The following is a 15,515-nucleotide window of genomic DNA, read 5'->3' on the forward strand; positions in this document are numbered from 1 at the left end:
GCTGGCCTCTTGGTGTTTGCGAGGCTTTTTCTTTTTCAGGCTGCAGCCTGCCAGTAACTTGCGTTGAAAGGGCTGCTCATGCGCAGCGCCAGGGGAGAGACATCCACCAGCTTGTCGGTCGGCATTTTCTCGCCGCTGTCATCGTCCACGGTCTCGGTGGCCATGAGCTGTGCTTGCTCGCCGCCGTTTTCAGCCTCGTTCGCCCGTTCCGCTTGGCTGTTGCTTTGCGCAGAACGGGCTACAGAAAAGAATAGAAACACCGGAAGGGTATCTTGCGGTCGCCCCAGTAATCAGCGGCGTCACGGAAGATGTCCAGCAGCTGCTCGCGTGCTTCCTTGTCGAACTTGGCGTTGGCAGGAATGTGTTCCAGCACGGCGATGAAACCGGGTTGGGGGCCGGACTTGTGCAGCGGATCCGTCAGCACGTCGTAGAGCGCGTCGAAGTTCTTGCCCACATGCGTGGGTAGGATGAACTGCTGTGCGATCAGGTCCAACACATCCTGCTTGGATTGCGCTTGAGCCAGGTTGGCGTAGAGGAAATGGTGCCCGAGGGCTTGGGCCGCCTCTTGCAAATCCGGCACCCGGAAGGCGCGGATCGACTGGACGATGTTGGTTCTAACGGTACGAAGTGGCGTATCCATCTCCGCTTCACTTTCTTGTTGAAAAACGTTTTACGGCGCGATCCGGCGGAAACTGGCGTAGTGGTCGGCGGTGTAATAACAGGCGTCTGGTGCGTGACGGACGGTGCCACCGCAGACAATACGTCGTTTGCCACGATGGGACAGGCCCGGCGTGGGAACGGTGTATTCGCGGTAGTAGCCGCGCGGATGGAGCGGGAGCAAACGCTCTCGATTGCCAAACACCGTGCCATCTTTCTCATACGGAAACGGCCCGCCCTTGAGAATCAGGCGGTAGGTTTCAGCGCCTTGTGGCGGCAAATCAGCCAACGAAACGAGGGCTGGAGCAGCCTGGGCGGAGCTCGCGGGACGAGGAGGTGGAGCCTCGGCACCGAGGGGCAGGCAAACCAGCCAAGACAACAAGCCAGTAAGCACCAACTTGCTGACGAGGCCGCGCAACATAAGACTAAGCTGTTATGACGACCGGGCTCACCCGGAAGATTCCAAGCCCGAAAGTGTCGCTGATCTGGGTGAAAAAAGCAAGGGCCTGCCTAAACATTAGGCAGGCCCAAAGGGGATTAGGCCGTGCACGGCGGGCTAGGCCCCCCCTGGCCCCTCGCTTTGCGCCCAGGGGCGGGCAATCAGCGCGTCGCGTTGGCGTCCGCCACCGTCAGCGCGGTCATGTTGACGATGCGGCGCACGGTGGTGCTGGGCGTCAGGATATTCACCGGTTGAGCAGCACCCAGCAGCATGGGGCCGATCGCGATGCCGCCGCCCGCGGCGGTCTTGAGCAGGTTGTAGGCGATGTTGGCGGCGTCCAGGTTGGGCAGCACCAGCAGATTGGCCTGGCCGGTCAGGGTGCTGTTGGGCATGATGACCTTGCGCATGTCGGCGTCCAGTGCCACGTCGCCGTGCATCTCGCCGTCCACTTCCAGCCAGGGCGCCTGCGCGCGCAGCAGCTCAAGCGCCTGGCGCATCTTGACGGCGCTGGGCTGGGAACTTTGCCCGAAGTTGGAGTGGGAGAGCAGAGCCGCCTTGGGATGCAGGCCAAAGCGCTGCATCTCGGTGGCGGCCATCATGGTGATCTCTGCGATCTGCTCGGCGCTCGGGTCATAGTTGATGTGGGTGTCCACGATGAACAGCTGGCGGTCCGGCAGCAGCAGTCCGTTCATGGCCGCGTAAGTGTTGGCGCCTGCACGCCGGCCTATGACCTGGTCGATGTACTGCAAGTGCATCGCGGTATTGCCCCAGGTGCCGCAGATCATGCCGTCCACATGACCCTTGTGCAGCAGCATGGCACCGATCAGGGCCAAGCGGCGGCGCATTTCGATCTTGGCGATCGGCACGGTCACGCCCTTGCGCTCGGTCATGCGGTGGTAGGTCTGCCAGAAGTCGCGGTAACGCTCGTCGTACTCGGTGTCGACCACGTCGTAGTCCTGCCCCTCCTTCAGGCGCAGACCAAACTTCTCGACGCGTTGGGCGATGATGGCCGGTCGGCCGATCAGCGTGGGGCGGGCGAGCCCTTCGTCCACCACGATCTGGGCCGCGCGCAGCACGCGTTCTTCCTCGCCCTCGGCGTAGGCGATGCGCTTCTTGCTTGCGGCCTTGGCCGCCGTGAAGATGGGCTTCATCGTCGTGCCTGAGGCGTAGACATAGGCCTGCAGCTTTTCGCGGTAGGCGTCCATGTCCGCGATCGGGCGACGGGCCACGCCGCCATCCATGGCGGCTTGCGCCACGGCGGGCGCGATCTCGATCATCAGGCGCGGGTCGAAGGGCTTGGGGATCAAGTACTCGCGGCCAAAGATCAGGGGCTCGCCCACATAGGCGGCGGCGACCACCTCACTCTGTTCTGCCTGGGCCAGCTTTGCCATGGCATAGACCGCAGCAATCTCCATTTCATCCGTGATGGTGGAGGCGCCCACGTCGAGCGCCCCACGGAAGATATAGGGGAAACACAGGACGTTGTTGATCTGGTTCGGGTAGTCGGTGCGGCCCGTGCACATGATCACGTCATCGCGCACGGCCTTGACTTCCTCGGGCGTGATTTCCGGCGTGGGGTTGGCCAGGGCGGCGATGATGGGGTTGGGCGCCATCTTCTTGACCATGTCCTGCTTGAGCACGCCACCCGCGGAGAGGCCAAGGAAGATGTCCGCATCGGCCATCACGTCGCCGAGCTTGCGCGCGTCCGTCTTCTGCGCGAATTCGCGCTTGTCTTCGTCCATCAACTCCGTGCGGCCCTCATAGACTACGCCGGCGATGTCCGTTACCCAGATGTTCTTTTTGGGTAGGCCCATCTTGACCAGCAGCTTCAGGCTGGCCAGCGCCGCAGCACCCGCACCGGAGGTGACGAGCTTGACGTTCTTCAACTCCTTGCCCGCGACCTTCAGGCCATTGGTCAGGGCCGCCGCCACGACGATCGCCGTGCCGTGCTGGTCGTCGTGGAAGACCGGAATCTTCATGCGTTCACGCAACTTGCGCTCCACATAGAAGCAGTCAGGCGCCTTGATGTCCTCCAGGTTGATGCCGCCGAAGGTGGGCTCCAGCGAAGCAATGATGTCGACCAGTTTGTCGAGGTCCTTTTTCTCATCGATCTCGATGTCGAACACGTCGATGCCGGCGAACTTCTTGAACAGCACGCCCTTGCCTTCCATCACCGGCTTGCCGGCCAGCGGGCCGATGTCGCCCAGGCCCAGCACGGCCGTGCCGTTGGTGATGACGCCCACCAGGTTGCCGCGGGCGGTGTACTTGTAGGACGCGTCGGGGTCCTTGGCGATTTCCTCGCAGGGCGCGGCGACGCCCGGGGTGTAGGCCAGGGCCAGGTCATGCTGGTTGATCAGCTGCTTGGTGGCCGCGATGGCGATCTTGCCGGGAACCGGGAACTGGTGGTATTCGAGGGCGGCGCGGCGGATCTGCTCGCGCTTGTCGTTGGACGACGGGGTGCTGGACATCAATCAACTCCTGCTGCAGGCCGACGTTGGTGGTGGGGTTGAGCCGCGCGGTGCGCCGCCTTGCCTCTCTGCGGGGCCTGCGTGTCTGGGGAATCGGATTGTATGCCCCGGATTGCCAGGGCCTGGGGCTGCGACCAACCCACCAGCTGAGCGCGGCAGACCGGGGGGGGGACGAGGCGTTCAGGCTCCGACCGGCCGGGCAGTGGGCGATGCTGTGCTGTTCTTGCCTTGTCCGCGGCGTTCCCATGCTTTTTCGTGAAAGAAGAAGGCAATTGCCTGCACGGTCGGCTCGAGCAGGCTCAGGGTGAAGGCCATGAACAGGTCGCCCGTCACGCCGTAGGCAACCGCGGCGGCCACGGTGATGTGGACCAGGTAGTAGCTCGCGGTTTTCTTGAGCGTGGGCATGTGGGCGCGGGCGAAATGGGCCATGAGGAGCTCTTGGGAGACGGTTCAACGACGATGCGCAAAGAATAATCTATCGCACTGATATTTATGATAATTTTTACCTAATCAAGAAATAGCCCAAGGCGAGCTGCGGTGCGGCGCGGTGGCGACACCAGGTGATGTCGGGAAGTGCCTCCCGCAGCCTCTGCATTCATATATCATGTTGAGAACAATTCACATTACGCGCTCTTTCTTTTCCCCATGCCTCCCGCTGATCCCGCTCCGTACCAGCGCATCCATGCGCTGTACAGCGACCACCATCGCTGGTTGAACGGGTGGTTGCGCCGACAGCTTGGTAACGCCTGCGACGCGGCCGACATTGCACAGGACACGTTCATGCGCATCCTGGCCCGGCGCGAGATTCCGGAACTGCGCGAACCGCGCGCCTTTCTCAGCACGATTGCTCGGGGGCTGGTGGTCGAGCACTGGCGTCGGCGCGAGCTGGAGCGGGCCTGGCTGGAAACGCTGGCGCAGTTGCCCCCGGCCGAGGCGCCGTCGCCTGAAAGCCGCTTGCTGTTCCTCGAAGCGCTGGTCGCCATCGACCGCGTGCTTGACGCACTCAAACCGGCGGTGCGGCAGGCCTTCTTGCTGGCGCAGCTCGATGGCCTGACCTGCCCGCAGATCGCGCAGCGGCTCGGTGTGTCGCTGGCGACGGTGGAGCGTCATGTCGCCGCCGCCTTGCGCCACTGCTACGCGTTGCGGTTCGGCGCATGAGTGCCGGCTTTGCGCGCGCGCCTGGCGCGGCGCCACCACAGGACGAGATTCCTCCCACCGTAGTTGATGCCGCCATCGACTGGGCGCTCAAGCTCGAATTCAACCGACCCACCCCGGCCATGCTGCAGGCCTTCGAGGAATGGCGGCAGGCCCATGCGCTGCATGCGCATGCCTGGCAGCGCATGCAATCGCTGCGGCAAGACTTCGCGGCCATGCCTGGTGGCCTCGCCCGCAATGCCTTGCAGGTGGTCGAAGCCCGGCGCGGCGCGGCGCGTGCGGGTCGCCGGCAGGCGTTCCGGCTGCTGATGCTGGCCGGCGTCGCCGTGACGGGCGGATGGGCTCTGCGCGATTCGCTGGGCTGGCAGCACCTGACCGCGGATGCCGCCACGCGCGTCGGCGAGCAGCGCACCCTGCGGCTCGACGATGGCACCGTCCTCGTGCTCAATACCGACAGCGCCGTCAGCTTTGAGATGGCTGCGGCGCATCGCCGCGTTGTCCTGCGGCGTGGCGAGATCATGGTCACCACGGGTCCCGACCCGGACTTTGCAGTCCGGCGTCCGTTCTGGGTCGACACGCCGTTCGGCGCCATGCAGGCCTTGGGTACGCGCTTTGTCGTGCGGCTGGAGGACGGCCGCGCCCGCGTCAGCGTGCAAGACGGGGCGGTGCGCATGTATCCGGTCCGTGGTGGTGATGGCGTGACGGCTCGGGTGGGCGAAAGCTGGTGGCTGAACGACCGCATGGTCAAGGTGGCCGAGCAGTCTGGCTTGCGCCAGGACGCTTGGGTCGATGGCGTGATTGCCGGCCAGAACATGCGGATGGCGGACGTCCTCGCCGAGCTGTCGCGTTACCGCAGCGGTCGCATCGTTTGCGACGAGGGCGTGGCCGATCTGCGCGTATCCGGCATCTACCACGTGCGCGACACCGACCAGGCCTTGCGCTTCCTGGCCCAGACCCAGCCGGTCCGCGTCACGTACCACACGCGGTTCTGGGTGGTGGTGGAGCCCGCGAGCGCGCATTGAGGCCTCTGCGCGACGGCGTGAAAAAAAAGTTTTCGAAAAAATGAGGGGATTCTGATTTTCGAGCGGCCTAGGGGTCGGTAGCACTCATTTGCCCGACCCTGGAAAGAAAATCATGCCTCGTTCCCTCGTCTCTTTTCGCGCCAACCCACGCGCGCGCCTGCTGCGGCGCGCGTGGTTGTCCGTCGCCATCGCGCTGACGGCGGGCTGTCTTCATTCCGTCGCCCCTGCGCACGCCCAGGCCGTAACGGCCGCCGCCGAACCGGTGTCTCTGCGCATCGGCGCCGGTCCGTTGGGCGCGGCGCTGGAACAGTTTGCGCGTGTGACCGGCACCAACATTTCCTACAACGCGCAACTCATCGACGGGCTCGCCACGCAGGGCGTGGATGGCAGCCATGGTGTCGCGGCGGGCCTGCGCATCCTGCTGGCGGGCAGCGGCATGGAAGCCGTCGAACAGCCGGGCGGTGGCTTCCTGCTGCGCAAGGCGCCCCTCGGGGCGGGAACCCTGCCGCCAGTCACGGTCAGCGCCCAGGGCGAGACGGCCATCGGCCCCGTTTATGGTTACGCCGCCCGGCGCAGCGCCACCGGCACCAAGACGGATACGCCCCTGAGGGAGGTGCCAGCCTCGGTGCAGGTGGTGCCGCGCGAGGTGATGGACGACCAGAAGGCGCTCAGCCTGCGCGATGTCTACGAAAACATCAGCGGCGTGCAGGCTTCAGGCAACACGCTGAATGCGCAGACCGAGGTGCTGCCCATCATCCGTGGCTTCGAATCGCCCAGCCTGATGCGCAACGGCCTGCGCGCCACCTATGCCGGCGCCGTCGACATGATCAACATTGAACGGGTGGAAGTCCTGAAAGGGCCGGCCTCCATCCTGTATGGCGCGCTGGAGCCGGGCGGCATCGTCAACTACGTGACCAAACGACCGCAGGAGACGTCGAGCCAGGTCTTCGAGCAGCAGATCGGCAGCGACAGTTTCCGGCGCACCTCCGGTGACCTGACCGGGCGGATCGACGAGGACGGCGCTTGGCTGTACCGCCTCAACTTCGCTCGGACCGACAGCGACTCCTTTCGCGACGAAATGCACCTGGAGCGCACGGCGATCGCGCCCAGTTTCCTATGGCAGCCGAGCGCCGACACGGAGTTGTTGCTTGATTTTTCCTATGTCAAGGAAGAGCAGCCCTACGACGCAGGCATTCCGGTGGACGCGAAAGGTCGTCCCTTGGTGGCGAAAAGTGCCTTCTTCAACGACCCCGATCTGGCGGGGCGCAGCAACGAGGACTACTACGCGGGCTATCAGCTGGCCCATGCGCTCAGCCCGACTTGGAGCTTGCGCAATCAGTTTCAGTTCCATCGTGCGCGCAACAAGAACGAGACACTGCGCCCGCGCGGAATCTCGGGCAACAACCTGCTGATGCGCTATCAGAACGAAGACCGCGAGGACGACGAGCTTCAATTCGTGCTGGATGCCATCGGCAAATTCTCGACCGGACCTGTTGCACACACCTTGCTGATCGGCGCTGAATACATCAAGCAGGAAACTGATTGGCTCCGCTTCCGCGCCAATGCACCGGCGATTCCGATCAGTGACCATCCGGTCGTCGACTACACGCCGCCAGCCAACCAGACCTTCGGCGTGGACCAGGGTGAAACGCGCTGGAAGAGCCTCTATGTTCAGGACCAGATATCCCTGCTCGAGGCCGGGCGGCTGAAGCTGCTGATCGGTGGCCGGTTCGACGACGTGACCACGCAAGCCCGTTCCGACGGAACGGCCGCGCCTGATGTCGAGGATCGGGCCTTCACCGGACGTGGTGGCCTGCTCTATCAGCTGACGCCGCGGCATTCCGCTTACCTCAGCGTGAGCCAATCTTTCAAGCCGCAGCAGGGCACGACAGTCGATGTGAACGGTGACCCGCTGGATCCTGAACGGGGCGAGCAGTATGAAGTGGGTGTGAAGAGCGCCTTTCTGGACGAGCAATTGTTCGTGACCGTGGCGGTTTACCAGATCGAGAAAAAAGATGTTGCGGTGTTTGATCAAGCTTTGTACGACGCGACCGGACAGAGCGCCTATTTCTCCGGCGTTCGCCAGCAGAGCAGAGGTATCGAGTTCGATCTGGCTGGCAATCTGACGCGCCAGCTGAAAGTGTCGGCAAGCTACGGCTATGTGGACACCGAGGTTTTGGCCAATGCGGGTGATCAAGCACAGGTCGGGCGCCCCTTGCCCGGCATGTCGCCGCACACGGCGCGCCTCTGGCTGGCCTATACGTCGGATCGCAGCGGACCCTTGGGTGGCCTCGGCGTGGGCGGAGGGCTGCGCCATGTCGGCAAGAGCACGGCGCAGGCCGACGTCAATCTCGAATTGCCGGCCTACACGGTGGCGGACGCAGGCGTCTGGTACCAGTGGAGTCGGGTGCGGGCCAGCCTGAACATTCGCAACCTGTTCGATGAGGACTATATTTCGCGAGCCTCCACCAGCGCGATCGCGCATCCGGGCGCGCCACGTACGGTGACGGCGGCCGCCTCCATCAGCTTCTGAGGATATGTTGACGCGCATGCGGCCGGCCTTGGTGCTGGCGCACCGTTGGCTGGGTTTGGTGACGGCCGGGTTCCTTCTGCTGGCCGCGGTCACTGGCAGTCTGCTGGTCTGGAACGACGAACTGGACGCGGCGATCAACCCTGGCATGTTTCGGGTGCAGGAGGTCGATCAGCCCCCGCTGGACACGCTGCTGCTGCGTGACAGGGTGCTTGCACGGTATCCGCATGCGCAAATTTCCTACGTGCCACTTGAGCGCAACAGCGGCTGGCCTGTGCGCTTTCGCCTGCAGCCCGCGCGGGACGATACGAGCGGCCGGCTGGCCGTGCTGGAGAACGACGAGATCTTCGTCCATCCATGGACCGGCGACATACTCGGCGAACGCAGGTGGGGCGACATCACGCAGGGTGTCGTCAATCTGATGCCCTTCGTCTACCGCTTGCATTACTCGCTGGCGCTGGACACGGTGGGTGTCTATCTGCTGGGCATTGTCGCGCTGCTGTGGAGCGTGGATTGCTTGATCGGGGCCTGGTTGACCCTGCCCGCCGCGCCGCGGACCGTGGCGAAAGCCGGTGGCGCCGCAGCATGGTTGCGTCGCTGGTGGGCGGCCTGGCGCGTGCGCTGGTCCGCCGGCGGCTACAAGCGCCATTTCGACCTGCATCGCGCAGGTGGTTTGTGGGCCTGGGCTGCGTTGTTCGTCCTGGCCTGGAGCAGCGTTGCTTTCAACTTACCCCAGGTCTACAAACCGGTCATGTACACCTTGTTCGCGCACCAGGACGAAGCGGCGTTGGGCCGAGTCCGCTCGCAGCCGTCGGCCTTGCCGACACTGTCGTGGGCGCAAGCACGCGACATCGGGCGTGTGCACATGGCGGACTATGCGCGCCGGGCGGGGTTCTCCATCCTGGCGGAGGGTGCGATCGCCTACCATCCGCGCCAGGCGGCGTACCGGTACGACGTGCGCAGCACGCTGGATGTGCGCGAGCATGGCAGCAAGACCCGCGTCCTCTTTGACGCCCGTACCGGAGCCCTGCTCATGGCGAGCCAACCGACCGGGGCCTATGCCGGAGACACCATCCGCATGTGGCTGACGAGTCTGCACATGGCGGCGGTGGGCGGGTTGCCGATGCGTCTGTTCGTCAGTTTCATGGGCCTGGTGGTCGCGGTGCTCTGCGTGACGGGGGTCGTGATCTGGAACAGGAAACGCAAGGGCCGCAAGGCCGGTTTGGCGGGAAAGAATTAGCCGGGTGGACCGTTCTGCGTTGACGTTGCCGCTCAAGCCCGCATCAAGGCCTCGATCTCGTCCGCCTTGACCGGTACGCCCCGGGTGATCAGCTCGCAACCCGTTTCGGTGACCAAGGCGTCATCCTCGATGCGGATGCCGATGTTCCAGAAGGCTTGCGGCACGTCCTCGGCCGGGCGCACGTACAAGCCCGGCTCCAGCGTCAGGCACATGCCGGGGCGCAGGATGCGGCTTGGTCGGTCCTTGATGGTTTCCCCCGAAAGTGCGTCCTTGCGTTCGCTGGTGCGGCCACGTTCGCTGGGTTCGACATAGCTGCCGCAGTCGTGCACGTCCATGCCCAGCCAGTGGCTGGTGCGGTGCATGTAGAAGCGGAAGTAACTCCGGTTGGCAATGACTTCGTCCACGGAACCGGTCTTGTTCTTGTCCAGCAAGCCGAGGTCCAGCAGGCCCTGAGACAACACACGCACCACGGCATCGTGCGGGTCGTTGAAGCGCGCGCCGGCCCGGGTCGCCGCCACGGCCGCGTCCTGGGAGCTCAACACCAGGTCGTACAGCGCGCGCTGGGGACCGCTGAACTTGCCATTGGCCGGGAAGGTGCGGGTGATGTCGCTGGCATAACCGTCCAGTTCACAACCCGCGTCGATCAGGACCATGTCCCCGTCACGCACGGGTGCGGCATCGGCGCGGTAGTGCAGCACGCAGGCATTGGCGCCCGCCGCGACGATGGAGCCATAAGCTGGGTACTGCGAACCGCCTAAGCGGAACTCGTGCAGCAGTTCGGCGTCCAGGTGGTACTCGCGCACCTGCCGGCCCTCGCGCAGCATGCGGGCCGACACTTGCATGGCACGGATGTGGGCTCGGGCGCTGATGGCCGAGGCGCGGCGCATCACGTCCTGTTCATAGTCGTCCTTGACCAGGCGCATCTCATCCAGTAGCGCGCAGAGGTCGCGTTGCGCTTCGGGGCAGAGTGCGCCGTAGCGCACGCGGGCGCGCACCGCCTTGAGCCAACCGTCGACGCGTGCCTCCAGCCCGGCGTGGGTGGCGAAGGGGTACCAGACCGTGGCCTGGTTCTCGAGCAGCTTGGGCAGGCGCTGTTCCAGCTCGGCCACCGAAAAGGCCGCGTCCACGCCCAGCGCCAGCGGGGCTGCTTCCGGGCCCAGGCGGATGCCGTCCCAGATTTCGCGTTCCAGGTCCTTGGGCTGGCAGAACAGCGTAGTGTGGCCCGTGCTGCTGATGACCAGCCAGGCGTTTGGTTCCGCGAAGCCGCTGAGGTAGTGGAAGTAGCTGTCGAAGCGGAACAGGTAGTCGCTGTCGCGGTTGCGGATGCGCTCCGGTGCGGTGGGGATGATGGCGATCGCGTCCGGTCCGCCCCATTGCGTCATCTGCGCCGCCAGTCGTGCTCGGCGTTGCGCATACAGCGCGGTGGGGGCTGTCGTCAGACAGGTGGGGTTTTTCAGCGGGGCGTTCATGGTGATGGCGTCTCGGTGGTGCGTGCCTGGGGGTGTGTGGCATTGAGCTCGCGCAAGCGATCAGGCGTGCCGACGTCGGTCCACGGCCCCGTGTAAAGCTCGGCGCTCACGGCGGCATTGTCCATCGCCGCGCGCAGCATCGGTGCCAGTGGGGCTTTGACGCCCGCCGGATTGCCCGCCGGGATGGCGCACACGGATTGGACGAAGCGCGCGGTGAAGAATTCGCGCCGGTACAGACCGATGGTGCTGTAAGTCCAGGTGCTGTGTTTGTCTCGAAGGGCGGCGGGAATGTTCAGTGCCAGACCGTCCGGACTAAGTCCGAAATCTCCCCGGGGGTTGTGGCGTGGGTTGGGCACCAGCCAGAGGTGCGCGAGCTTGTCGCTCTGCGCGAACTGCTGCTTGGCCTCCGCGCTGAACCTGAAGCCGGGTGTGTACACATCACCGGCCACGACCCAGAAGACATCGGCCAGGCGCGGCAAGGCGCGCACGATGCCACCGGCCGTTTCCAGCGCCTCGCCGAAATCCCGGCCTTCCTCGGAGTAGGCGATGTGCAAGACCTGACCATCGCTGGCGTGGGGCGTGGCGCCGAAATGGGCGGGAATCTGCTCGCCCAGCCAGGCCGTGTTGACGAGGAGCTTGGTGCATCCGCCAGTGGCCAGGGCGTCTACATGCCATTGCAGCAAAGGCCGGCCCTGGACCCACAGCAGGGGTTTGGGCGTGGTGTCGGTCAAGGGGCGCATGCGCTCGCCGCGGCCGGCGGCCAGGATCAGGGCCTGCGCGCGATCAGGGGTGTCAAGCATGCGCTTCATTCTGGCATGCGCGGCTTGAGGAGTCCCCACAAGGGGCCGGGCGGGGCCCTGCCAGGGCGCCCGGTAAAATGCCGGGTTTCCCCGCCCTCACCACCCGCGCTGATCTCCCGGAGCCGCCCCGACATGGCAAACACCCAACAAATGGCCAACGCAATCCGTGCGCTGGCAATGGACGCCGTACAACAAGCCAATTCCGGACATCCGGGGGCGCCGATGGGCATGGCCGACATGGCCGTGGCGCTCTGGGGCCAACACCTCAAGCACAACCCCGTCAATCCGCATTGGGCCGACCGGGACCGTTTCGTGCTCTCCAACGGCCACGGCTCGATGCTGATCTACGCCCTGCTGCATTTGACGGGTTACGACCTGCCCATGGGTGAGCTGAAGAATTTCCGCCAGCTGCACAGCAAGACGGCAGGCCACCCTGAAGTGGGTCTGACCCCCGGCGTGGAAACCACCACCGGCCCGCTGGGCCAGGGCGTGACCAATGCCGTAGGCATGGCGTTGGCCGAAAAGCTGCTGGCGACGGAGTTCAACCGCGACGGCCACGCCATCGTGGACCACCATACCTATGTGTTCCTGGGCGACGGCTGCCTGATGGAAGGCATCAGCCACGAAGCGGCTGCTCTCGCGGGTGCGTGGAAACTCAACAAGCTGATCGCGCTCTACGACGACAACGGCATTTCCATCGACGGTCAGGTGCAGCCCTGGTTTGCCGACAACACCTCCTTGCGTTTCGTGAGTTACGGTTGGAACGTGATCGGTCCCATCAACGGCCATGACGCACAAGCCGTGGCCAAGGCCATCGCCGACGCCAAGACCCAGACCGAGCGCCCGACGCTGATCATTTGCAAGACCCGCATCGGCCAAGGCAGCCCCAATCGCGCCAACACCGCCAAGGCGCACGGTGAACCCCTGGGCGCGGAAGAAATCAAGCTCACGCGCGAGGCGCTGGAATGGTCACATGCGCCCTTCGAGATCCCAGCCCAGGTTTACGCCGATTGGGACGCCAAAGCGCGTGGCCAGTCCGCCGAAGCCGCTTGGAACGATAAGTTCTCGGCCTACGCCGCTGCTTATCCCGAGCTGGCCGCCGAGTTCAAGCGCCGCATGGCCGGTGAGCTGCCCAAAACGTTCGCCCAAGTGGCGGTGGACGCCGCCGTGGCCGCGCACAGCAAGGCCGAGACCGTGGCCACGCGCAAGGCCAGCCAGATCGCATTGGAAGCTTTCACCGCCGCCCTGCCCGAGCTGCTGGGCGGCAGCGCCGACCTGACCGGTTCCAACCTGACCAACACCAGCCATACCCCGGCGCTGCGCTTCACTGGCGTGGAAGGCAAGAGCAATGGCGGGCGCCACATCAACTACGGCGTGCGCGAATTCGGCATGGCGGCCATCATGAACGGCCTGGCCCTGCACGGGGGTTACATCCCTTACGGCGGCACATTCCTGACCTTCAGCGACTACAGCCGCAACGCCATTCGCATGGCCGCGCTGATGAAGCTGCGCGTGGTGCATGTCTTCACGCACGACAGCATCGGTCTGGGCGAGGACGGCCCCACCCACCAGAGCGTCGAGCATGCGGCCAGCCTGCGCCTGATCCCAAACCTGGATGTCTGGCGTCCCGCCGACACGGCGGAGACGGCCGTGGCCTGGGCCGTGGCGCTGGAAAACAAGGCACGCCCGACGGCCCTGCTGCTGTCGCGCCAGAACCTGCCATATGCACCCAAGCGTGACCTGGGCGACATCAGCCGGGGCGCCTATGTGCTGTCCGAACCGGAACATGTGGGCCTGAAGAAAAAAGCCCAGGCCCTCATCATCGCCACCGGCTCCGAAGTCGCGCTGGCGCTCAAGGCCCAGGAACTGCTGGCCGCGCAGAAGATCGCGGTGCGCGTGGTCTCCATGCCCAGCACCACGGTGTTCGACCGGCAGAAGGCGGCCTACAAGCAGGCCCTGCTGCCCGCCGGGCTGCCCCGCGTCGCCGTCGAGATGGGCGCGACCGGGGGCTGGTGGAAATACGGCTGCTCGGCCGTCGTGGGCATCGACAGCTATGGCGAATCGGCCCCCGCGCCGGTGCTGTTCAAGCACTTCGGCTTCACGCCCGAGAATGTTGCGGACACGGTTCGCGCCGTGCTGGCGAAATAAGCGGCAAGCGACCAGCGCACAAGGTTTTCATCCAGACCAGAGGAAAGCATCATGACCATCAAGGTAGGCATCAACGGTTTTGGCCGCATCGGCCGCAATGTGTTCCGCTCGGCGGTGCAGAACTTCAAGGACATTGAAATCGTCGGCATCAACGACCTGCTGGAGCCGGACTACCTGGCCTATATGCTCAAGTACGACAGCGTGCATGGTCGTTTCAAGGGCGAGGTTTCGGTCGAAGGCGGCCAGTTGGTCGTCAACGGCAGGAAGATCCGCCTGACGCAGGAACGTGACCCGGCCAACCTCAAGTGGGCCGAGATCGGCGCGGACGTGGTGATCGAGTCCACCGGCCTGTTCCTGGACAAGGAAGGCGCGGGCAAGCACCTCGCGGCGGGCGCCAAGAAGGTCATCATCTCCGCCCCGAGCAAGGACGACACGCCCATGTTCGTCTTCGGCGTGAACGACAAGACCTATGCCGGCCAGGCCATCATCTCCAACGCAAGCTGCACGACCAACTGCCTCGCGCCCGTGGCCAAGGTGCTGCACGACAAGTGGGGCATCAAGCGTGGCCTGATGACCACCGTGCACGCCGCCACCGCCACGCAGAAGACCGTGGACGGCCCCAGCAACAAGGACTGGCGCGGTGGCCGCGGCATTCTGGAAAACATCATTCCCAGCAGCACGGGCGCGGCCAAGGCCGTGGGTGTGGTGATCCCCGCGCTCAACAAGAAGTTGACCGGCATGAGCTTCCGCGTGCCGACCAGTGACGTGTCCGTGGTGGACCTGACGGTCGAGCTGGAAAAGGACGCCAGCTACGACGAAATCAAGGCCGAGATGAAGGCCCAGAGCCAGGGTGCGCTCAAGGGCATCCTGGGTTACACCGAGGACAAGGTGGTCGCGACCGACTTCCGAGGCGAAACCTGCACCTCCGTGTTCGACGCCGATGCGGGTATTGCCCTGGACAAAACCTTCATCAAAGTCGTATCCTGGTACGACAATGAGTGGGGCTATTCCAACAAGTGTCTGGAAATGGCCCGCGTGGTCGTCACGAAATAAACGGAGTTGTGGCCATGAAAGGCTGGGCGTCCCTGTTGCTGTCCACCACGCTCGCTGGCGCGGCCGGTGCGCAGGAGGCCATGCAAGCGCAAACCCGGCAGGTCCCCGCGCCTGCACTCCCGGCCAACCACGCCTGGTCGCCGTTTGACCCCTGTTTCACGGCGGCGGCCGAGCGCTTCGGGGTGGACAAGCACATGCTGATCGCCATCGCCAAGACCGAGTCCGCCTTTGACCCCGAGGCGGTTGGTCCGACCAATACCGATGGCACGCACGACGTCGGACTGATGCAGATCAACACCCGGTGGCTGCCCCAGTTGGCCGAAATGGGCATACACCGCGAGAAGCTCAAGGGCGCCTGCACCAACATTTATGTGGGCGCTTGGATTCTGTCCAAGAAGATCCAGCAGCACGGCACGCTCTGGAAGGCCGTGGGCGCCTACAACGCCATCACGCCCTCCAAGCGGGCCAGCTACATTGCCAAGGTGCAACGCAACTACGCACGGGTGCGCGCCCTGCTGCAGCGGCAAGGCTGAA

The 15,515-nt window shown here is 64.7% G+C and carries 14 protein-coding genes; 7 read left to right on the top strand and 7 right to left on the bottom strand.

All coding sequences use genetic code 11. The features are described from left to right. Window positions 1–35: 35 nt before the first annotated feature. From AZ34_RS18865 to AZ34_RS01580, 5 genes are all read right to left on the bottom strand, one after another. Window positions 36–164, bottom strand: coding sequence for a hypothetical protein (locus AZ34_RS18865; protein WP_006299022.1), 129 nt, complete (start codon window positions 162–164; stop codon window positions 36–38). 74 nt (window positions 165–238) lie between these two features. Further along, the gene (locus AZ34_RS01565; RefSeq protein ID WP_035604071.1) at window positions 239–640 is read right to left on the bottom strand and encodes a barstar family protein; all 402 of its coding nucleotides are present in this window, start codon (window positions 638–640) and stop codon (window positions 239–241) included. 30 nt (window positions 641–670) lie between these two features. Beyond that, window positions 671–1,078, bottom strand: a complete 408-nt coding sequence (locus AZ34_RS17820) for a ribonuclease domain-containing protein (protein WP_081767031.1) — start codon at window positions 1,076–1,078, stop codon at window positions 671–673. 179 nt (window positions 1,079–1,257) lie between these two features. After that, window positions 1,258–3,564, bottom strand: a complete 2,307-nt coding sequence (locus AZ34_RS01575; RefSeq protein ID WP_035604077.1) for an NADP-dependent malic enzyme — start codon at window positions 3,562–3,564, stop codon at window positions 1,258–1,260. Window positions 3,565–3,744: 180 nt separating this feature from the next. Further along, window positions 3,745–3,993, bottom strand: coding sequence for a DUF2061 domain-containing protein (locus AZ34_RS01580; RefSeq protein ID WP_035604080.1), 249 nt, complete (start codon window positions 3,991–3,993; stop codon window positions 3,745–3,747). Window positions 3,994–4,209: 216 nt separating this feature from the next. On the opposite strand from AZ34_RS01580, the gene AZ34_RS01585 reads away from it, so the two are divergent. The 4 genes from AZ34_RS01585 to AZ34_RS01600 all read left to right on the top strand — a co-directional run bounded on the left by AZ34_RS01585 (window position 4,210) and on the right by AZ34_RS01600 (window position 9,511). Further along, window positions 4,210–4,722, top strand: a complete 513-nt coding sequence (locus AZ34_RS01585) for a sigma-70 family RNA polymerase sigma factor (RefSeq protein WP_035604083.1) — start codon at window positions 4,210–4,212, stop codon at window positions 4,720–4,722. After that, window positions 4,719–5,741, top strand: a complete 1,023-nt coding sequence (locus AZ34_RS01590) for a FecR domain-containing protein (protein WP_035604086.1) — start codon at window positions 4,719–4,721, stop codon at window positions 5,739–5,741. The genes AZ34_RS01585 and AZ34_RS01590 overlap by 4 nt, the downstream gene beginning before the upstream one ends. A gap of 112 nt (window positions 5,742–5,853) precedes the next feature. Next, complete coding sequence (locus AZ34_RS01595; protein WP_035604089.1) at window positions 5,854–8,274, top strand: TonB-dependent siderophore receptor; 2,421 nt, start codon at window positions 5,854–5,856, stop codon at window positions 8,272–8,274. Between the two features lie 4 nt (window positions 8,275–8,278). Continuing rightward, window positions 8,279–9,511, top strand: coding sequence for a PepSY-associated TM helix domain-containing protein (locus tag AZ34_RS01600; protein WP_197026480.1), 1,233 nt, complete (start codon window positions 8,279–8,281; stop codon window positions 9,509–9,511). A 32-nt stretch (window positions 9,512–9,543) separates the two neighbouring features. Here AZ34_RS01600 and AZ34_RS01605 read toward each other — a convergent pair whose 3' ends face one another. Both AZ34_RS01605 and AZ34_RS01610 read right to left on the bottom strand, forming a co-directional pair. Next, window positions 9,544–10,980, bottom strand: a complete 1,437-nt coding sequence (locus tag AZ34_RS01605; RefSeq protein ID WP_035604092.1) for an aminopeptidase P N-terminal domain-containing protein — start codon at window positions 10,978–10,980, stop codon at window positions 9,544–9,546. Next, complete coding sequence (locus AZ34_RS01610; RefSeq protein ID WP_035610585.1) at window positions 10,977–11,780, bottom strand: nucleotidyltransferase family protein; 804 nt, start codon at window positions 11,778–11,780, stop codon at window positions 10,977–10,979. Before AZ34_RS01610 ends, AZ34_RS01605 begins: the two co-directional genes overlap by 4 nt. A gap of 132 nt (window positions 11,781–11,912) precedes the next feature. On the opposite strand from AZ34_RS01610, the gene tkt reads away from it, so the two are divergent. Genes tkt through AZ34_RS01625 form a run of 3 tightly spaced genes read left to right on the top strand, consistent with a single transcriptional unit; the run spans window position 11,913 to window position 15,514 of the window. Next, a complete protein-coding gene (gene tkt, locus AZ34_RS01615) occupies window positions 11,913–13,928 on the top strand; it encodes a transketolase (RefSeq protein WP_035604095.1) in 2,016 nt (671 codons plus the stop codon). Window positions 13,929–13,979: 51 nt separating this feature from the next. Continuing rightward, the gene (gene gap / locus AZ34_RS01620) at window positions 13,980–14,981 is read left to right on the top strand and encodes a type I glyceraldehyde-3-phosphate dehydrogenase (RefSeq protein ID WP_035604097.1); all 1,002 of its coding nucleotides are present in this window, start codon (window positions 13,980–13,982) and stop codon (window positions 14,979–14,981) included. Between the two features lie 14 nt (window positions 14,982–14,995). Further along, window positions 14,996–15,514 carry a lytic transglycosylase domain-containing protein gene (locus AZ34_RS01625; RefSeq protein WP_051509445.1) on the top strand — a complete coding sequence of 173 codons (519 nt, stop codon included), beginning with the start codon at window positions 14,996–14,998 and terminating at the stop codon, window positions 15,512–15,514. Window position 15,515 lies beyond the last annotated feature (1 nt).

This window comes from Hylemonella gracilis str. Niagara R, assembly GCF_000600295.1.
Classification (GTDB): Bacteria; Pseudomonadota; Gammaproteobacteria; order Burkholderiales; family Burkholderiaceae_C; genus Hylemonella; species Hylemonella gracilis_A.

Excerpts from the sequence above, each read along its gene's own strand:
- AZ34_RS18865 (WP_006299022.1), bottom strand. The coding sequence starts at position 164 with ATGGCCACCGAGACCGTGGACGATGACAGCGGCGAGAAAATGCCGACC.
- AZ34_RS01565 (WP_035604071.1), bottom strand. The coding sequence starts at position 640 with ATGGATACGCCACTTCGTACCGTTAGAACCAACATCGTCCAGTCGATC.
- AZ34_RS17820 (WP_081767031.1), bottom strand. The coding sequence starts at position 1,078 with ATGTTGCGCGGCCTCGTCAGCAAGTTGGTGCTTACTGGCTTGTTGTCT.
- AZ34_RS01575 (WP_035604077.1), bottom strand. The coding sequence starts at position 3,564 with ATGTCCAGCACCCCGTCGTCCAACGACAAGCGCGAGCAGATCCGCCGC.
- AZ34_RS01580 (WP_035604080.1), bottom strand. The coding sequence starts at position 3,993 with ATGGCCCATTTCGCCCGCGCCCACATGCCCACGCTCAAGAAAACCGCG.
- AZ34_RS01585 (WP_035604083.1), top strand. The coding sequence starts at position 4,210 with ATGCCTCCCGCTGATCCCGCTCCGTACCAGCGCATCCATGCGCTGTAC.
- AZ34_RS01590 (WP_035604086.1), top strand. The coding sequence starts at position 4,719 with ATGAGTGCCGGCTTTGCGCGCGCGCCTGGCGCGGCGCCACCACAGGAC.
- AZ34_RS01595 (WP_035604089.1), top strand. The coding sequence starts at position 5,854 with ATGCCTCGTTCCCTCGTCTCTTTTCGCGCCAACCCACGCGCGCGCCTG.
- AZ34_RS01600 (WP_197026480.1), top strand. The coding sequence starts at position 8,279 with ATGTTGACGCGCATGCGGCCGGCCTTGGTGCTGGCGCACCGTTGGCTG.
- AZ34_RS01605 (WP_035604092.1), bottom strand. The coding sequence starts at position 10,980 with ATGAACGCCCCGCTGAAAAACCCCACCTGTCTGACGACAGCCCCCACC.
- AZ34_RS01610 (WP_035610585.1), bottom strand. The coding sequence starts at position 11,780 with ATGCTTGACACCCCTGATCGCGCGCAGGCCCTGATCCTGGCCGCCGGC.
- tkt (WP_035604095.1), top strand. The coding sequence starts at position 11,913 with ATGGCAAACACCCAACAAATGGCCAACGCAATCCGTGCGCTGGCAATG.
- gap (WP_035604097.1), top strand. The coding sequence starts at position 13,980 with ATGACCATCAAGGTAGGCATCAACGGTTTTGGCCGCATCGGCCGCAAT.
- AZ34_RS01625 (WP_051509445.1), top strand. The coding sequence starts at position 14,996 with ATGAAAGGCTGGGCGTCCCTGTTGCTGTCCACCACGCTCGCTGGCGCG.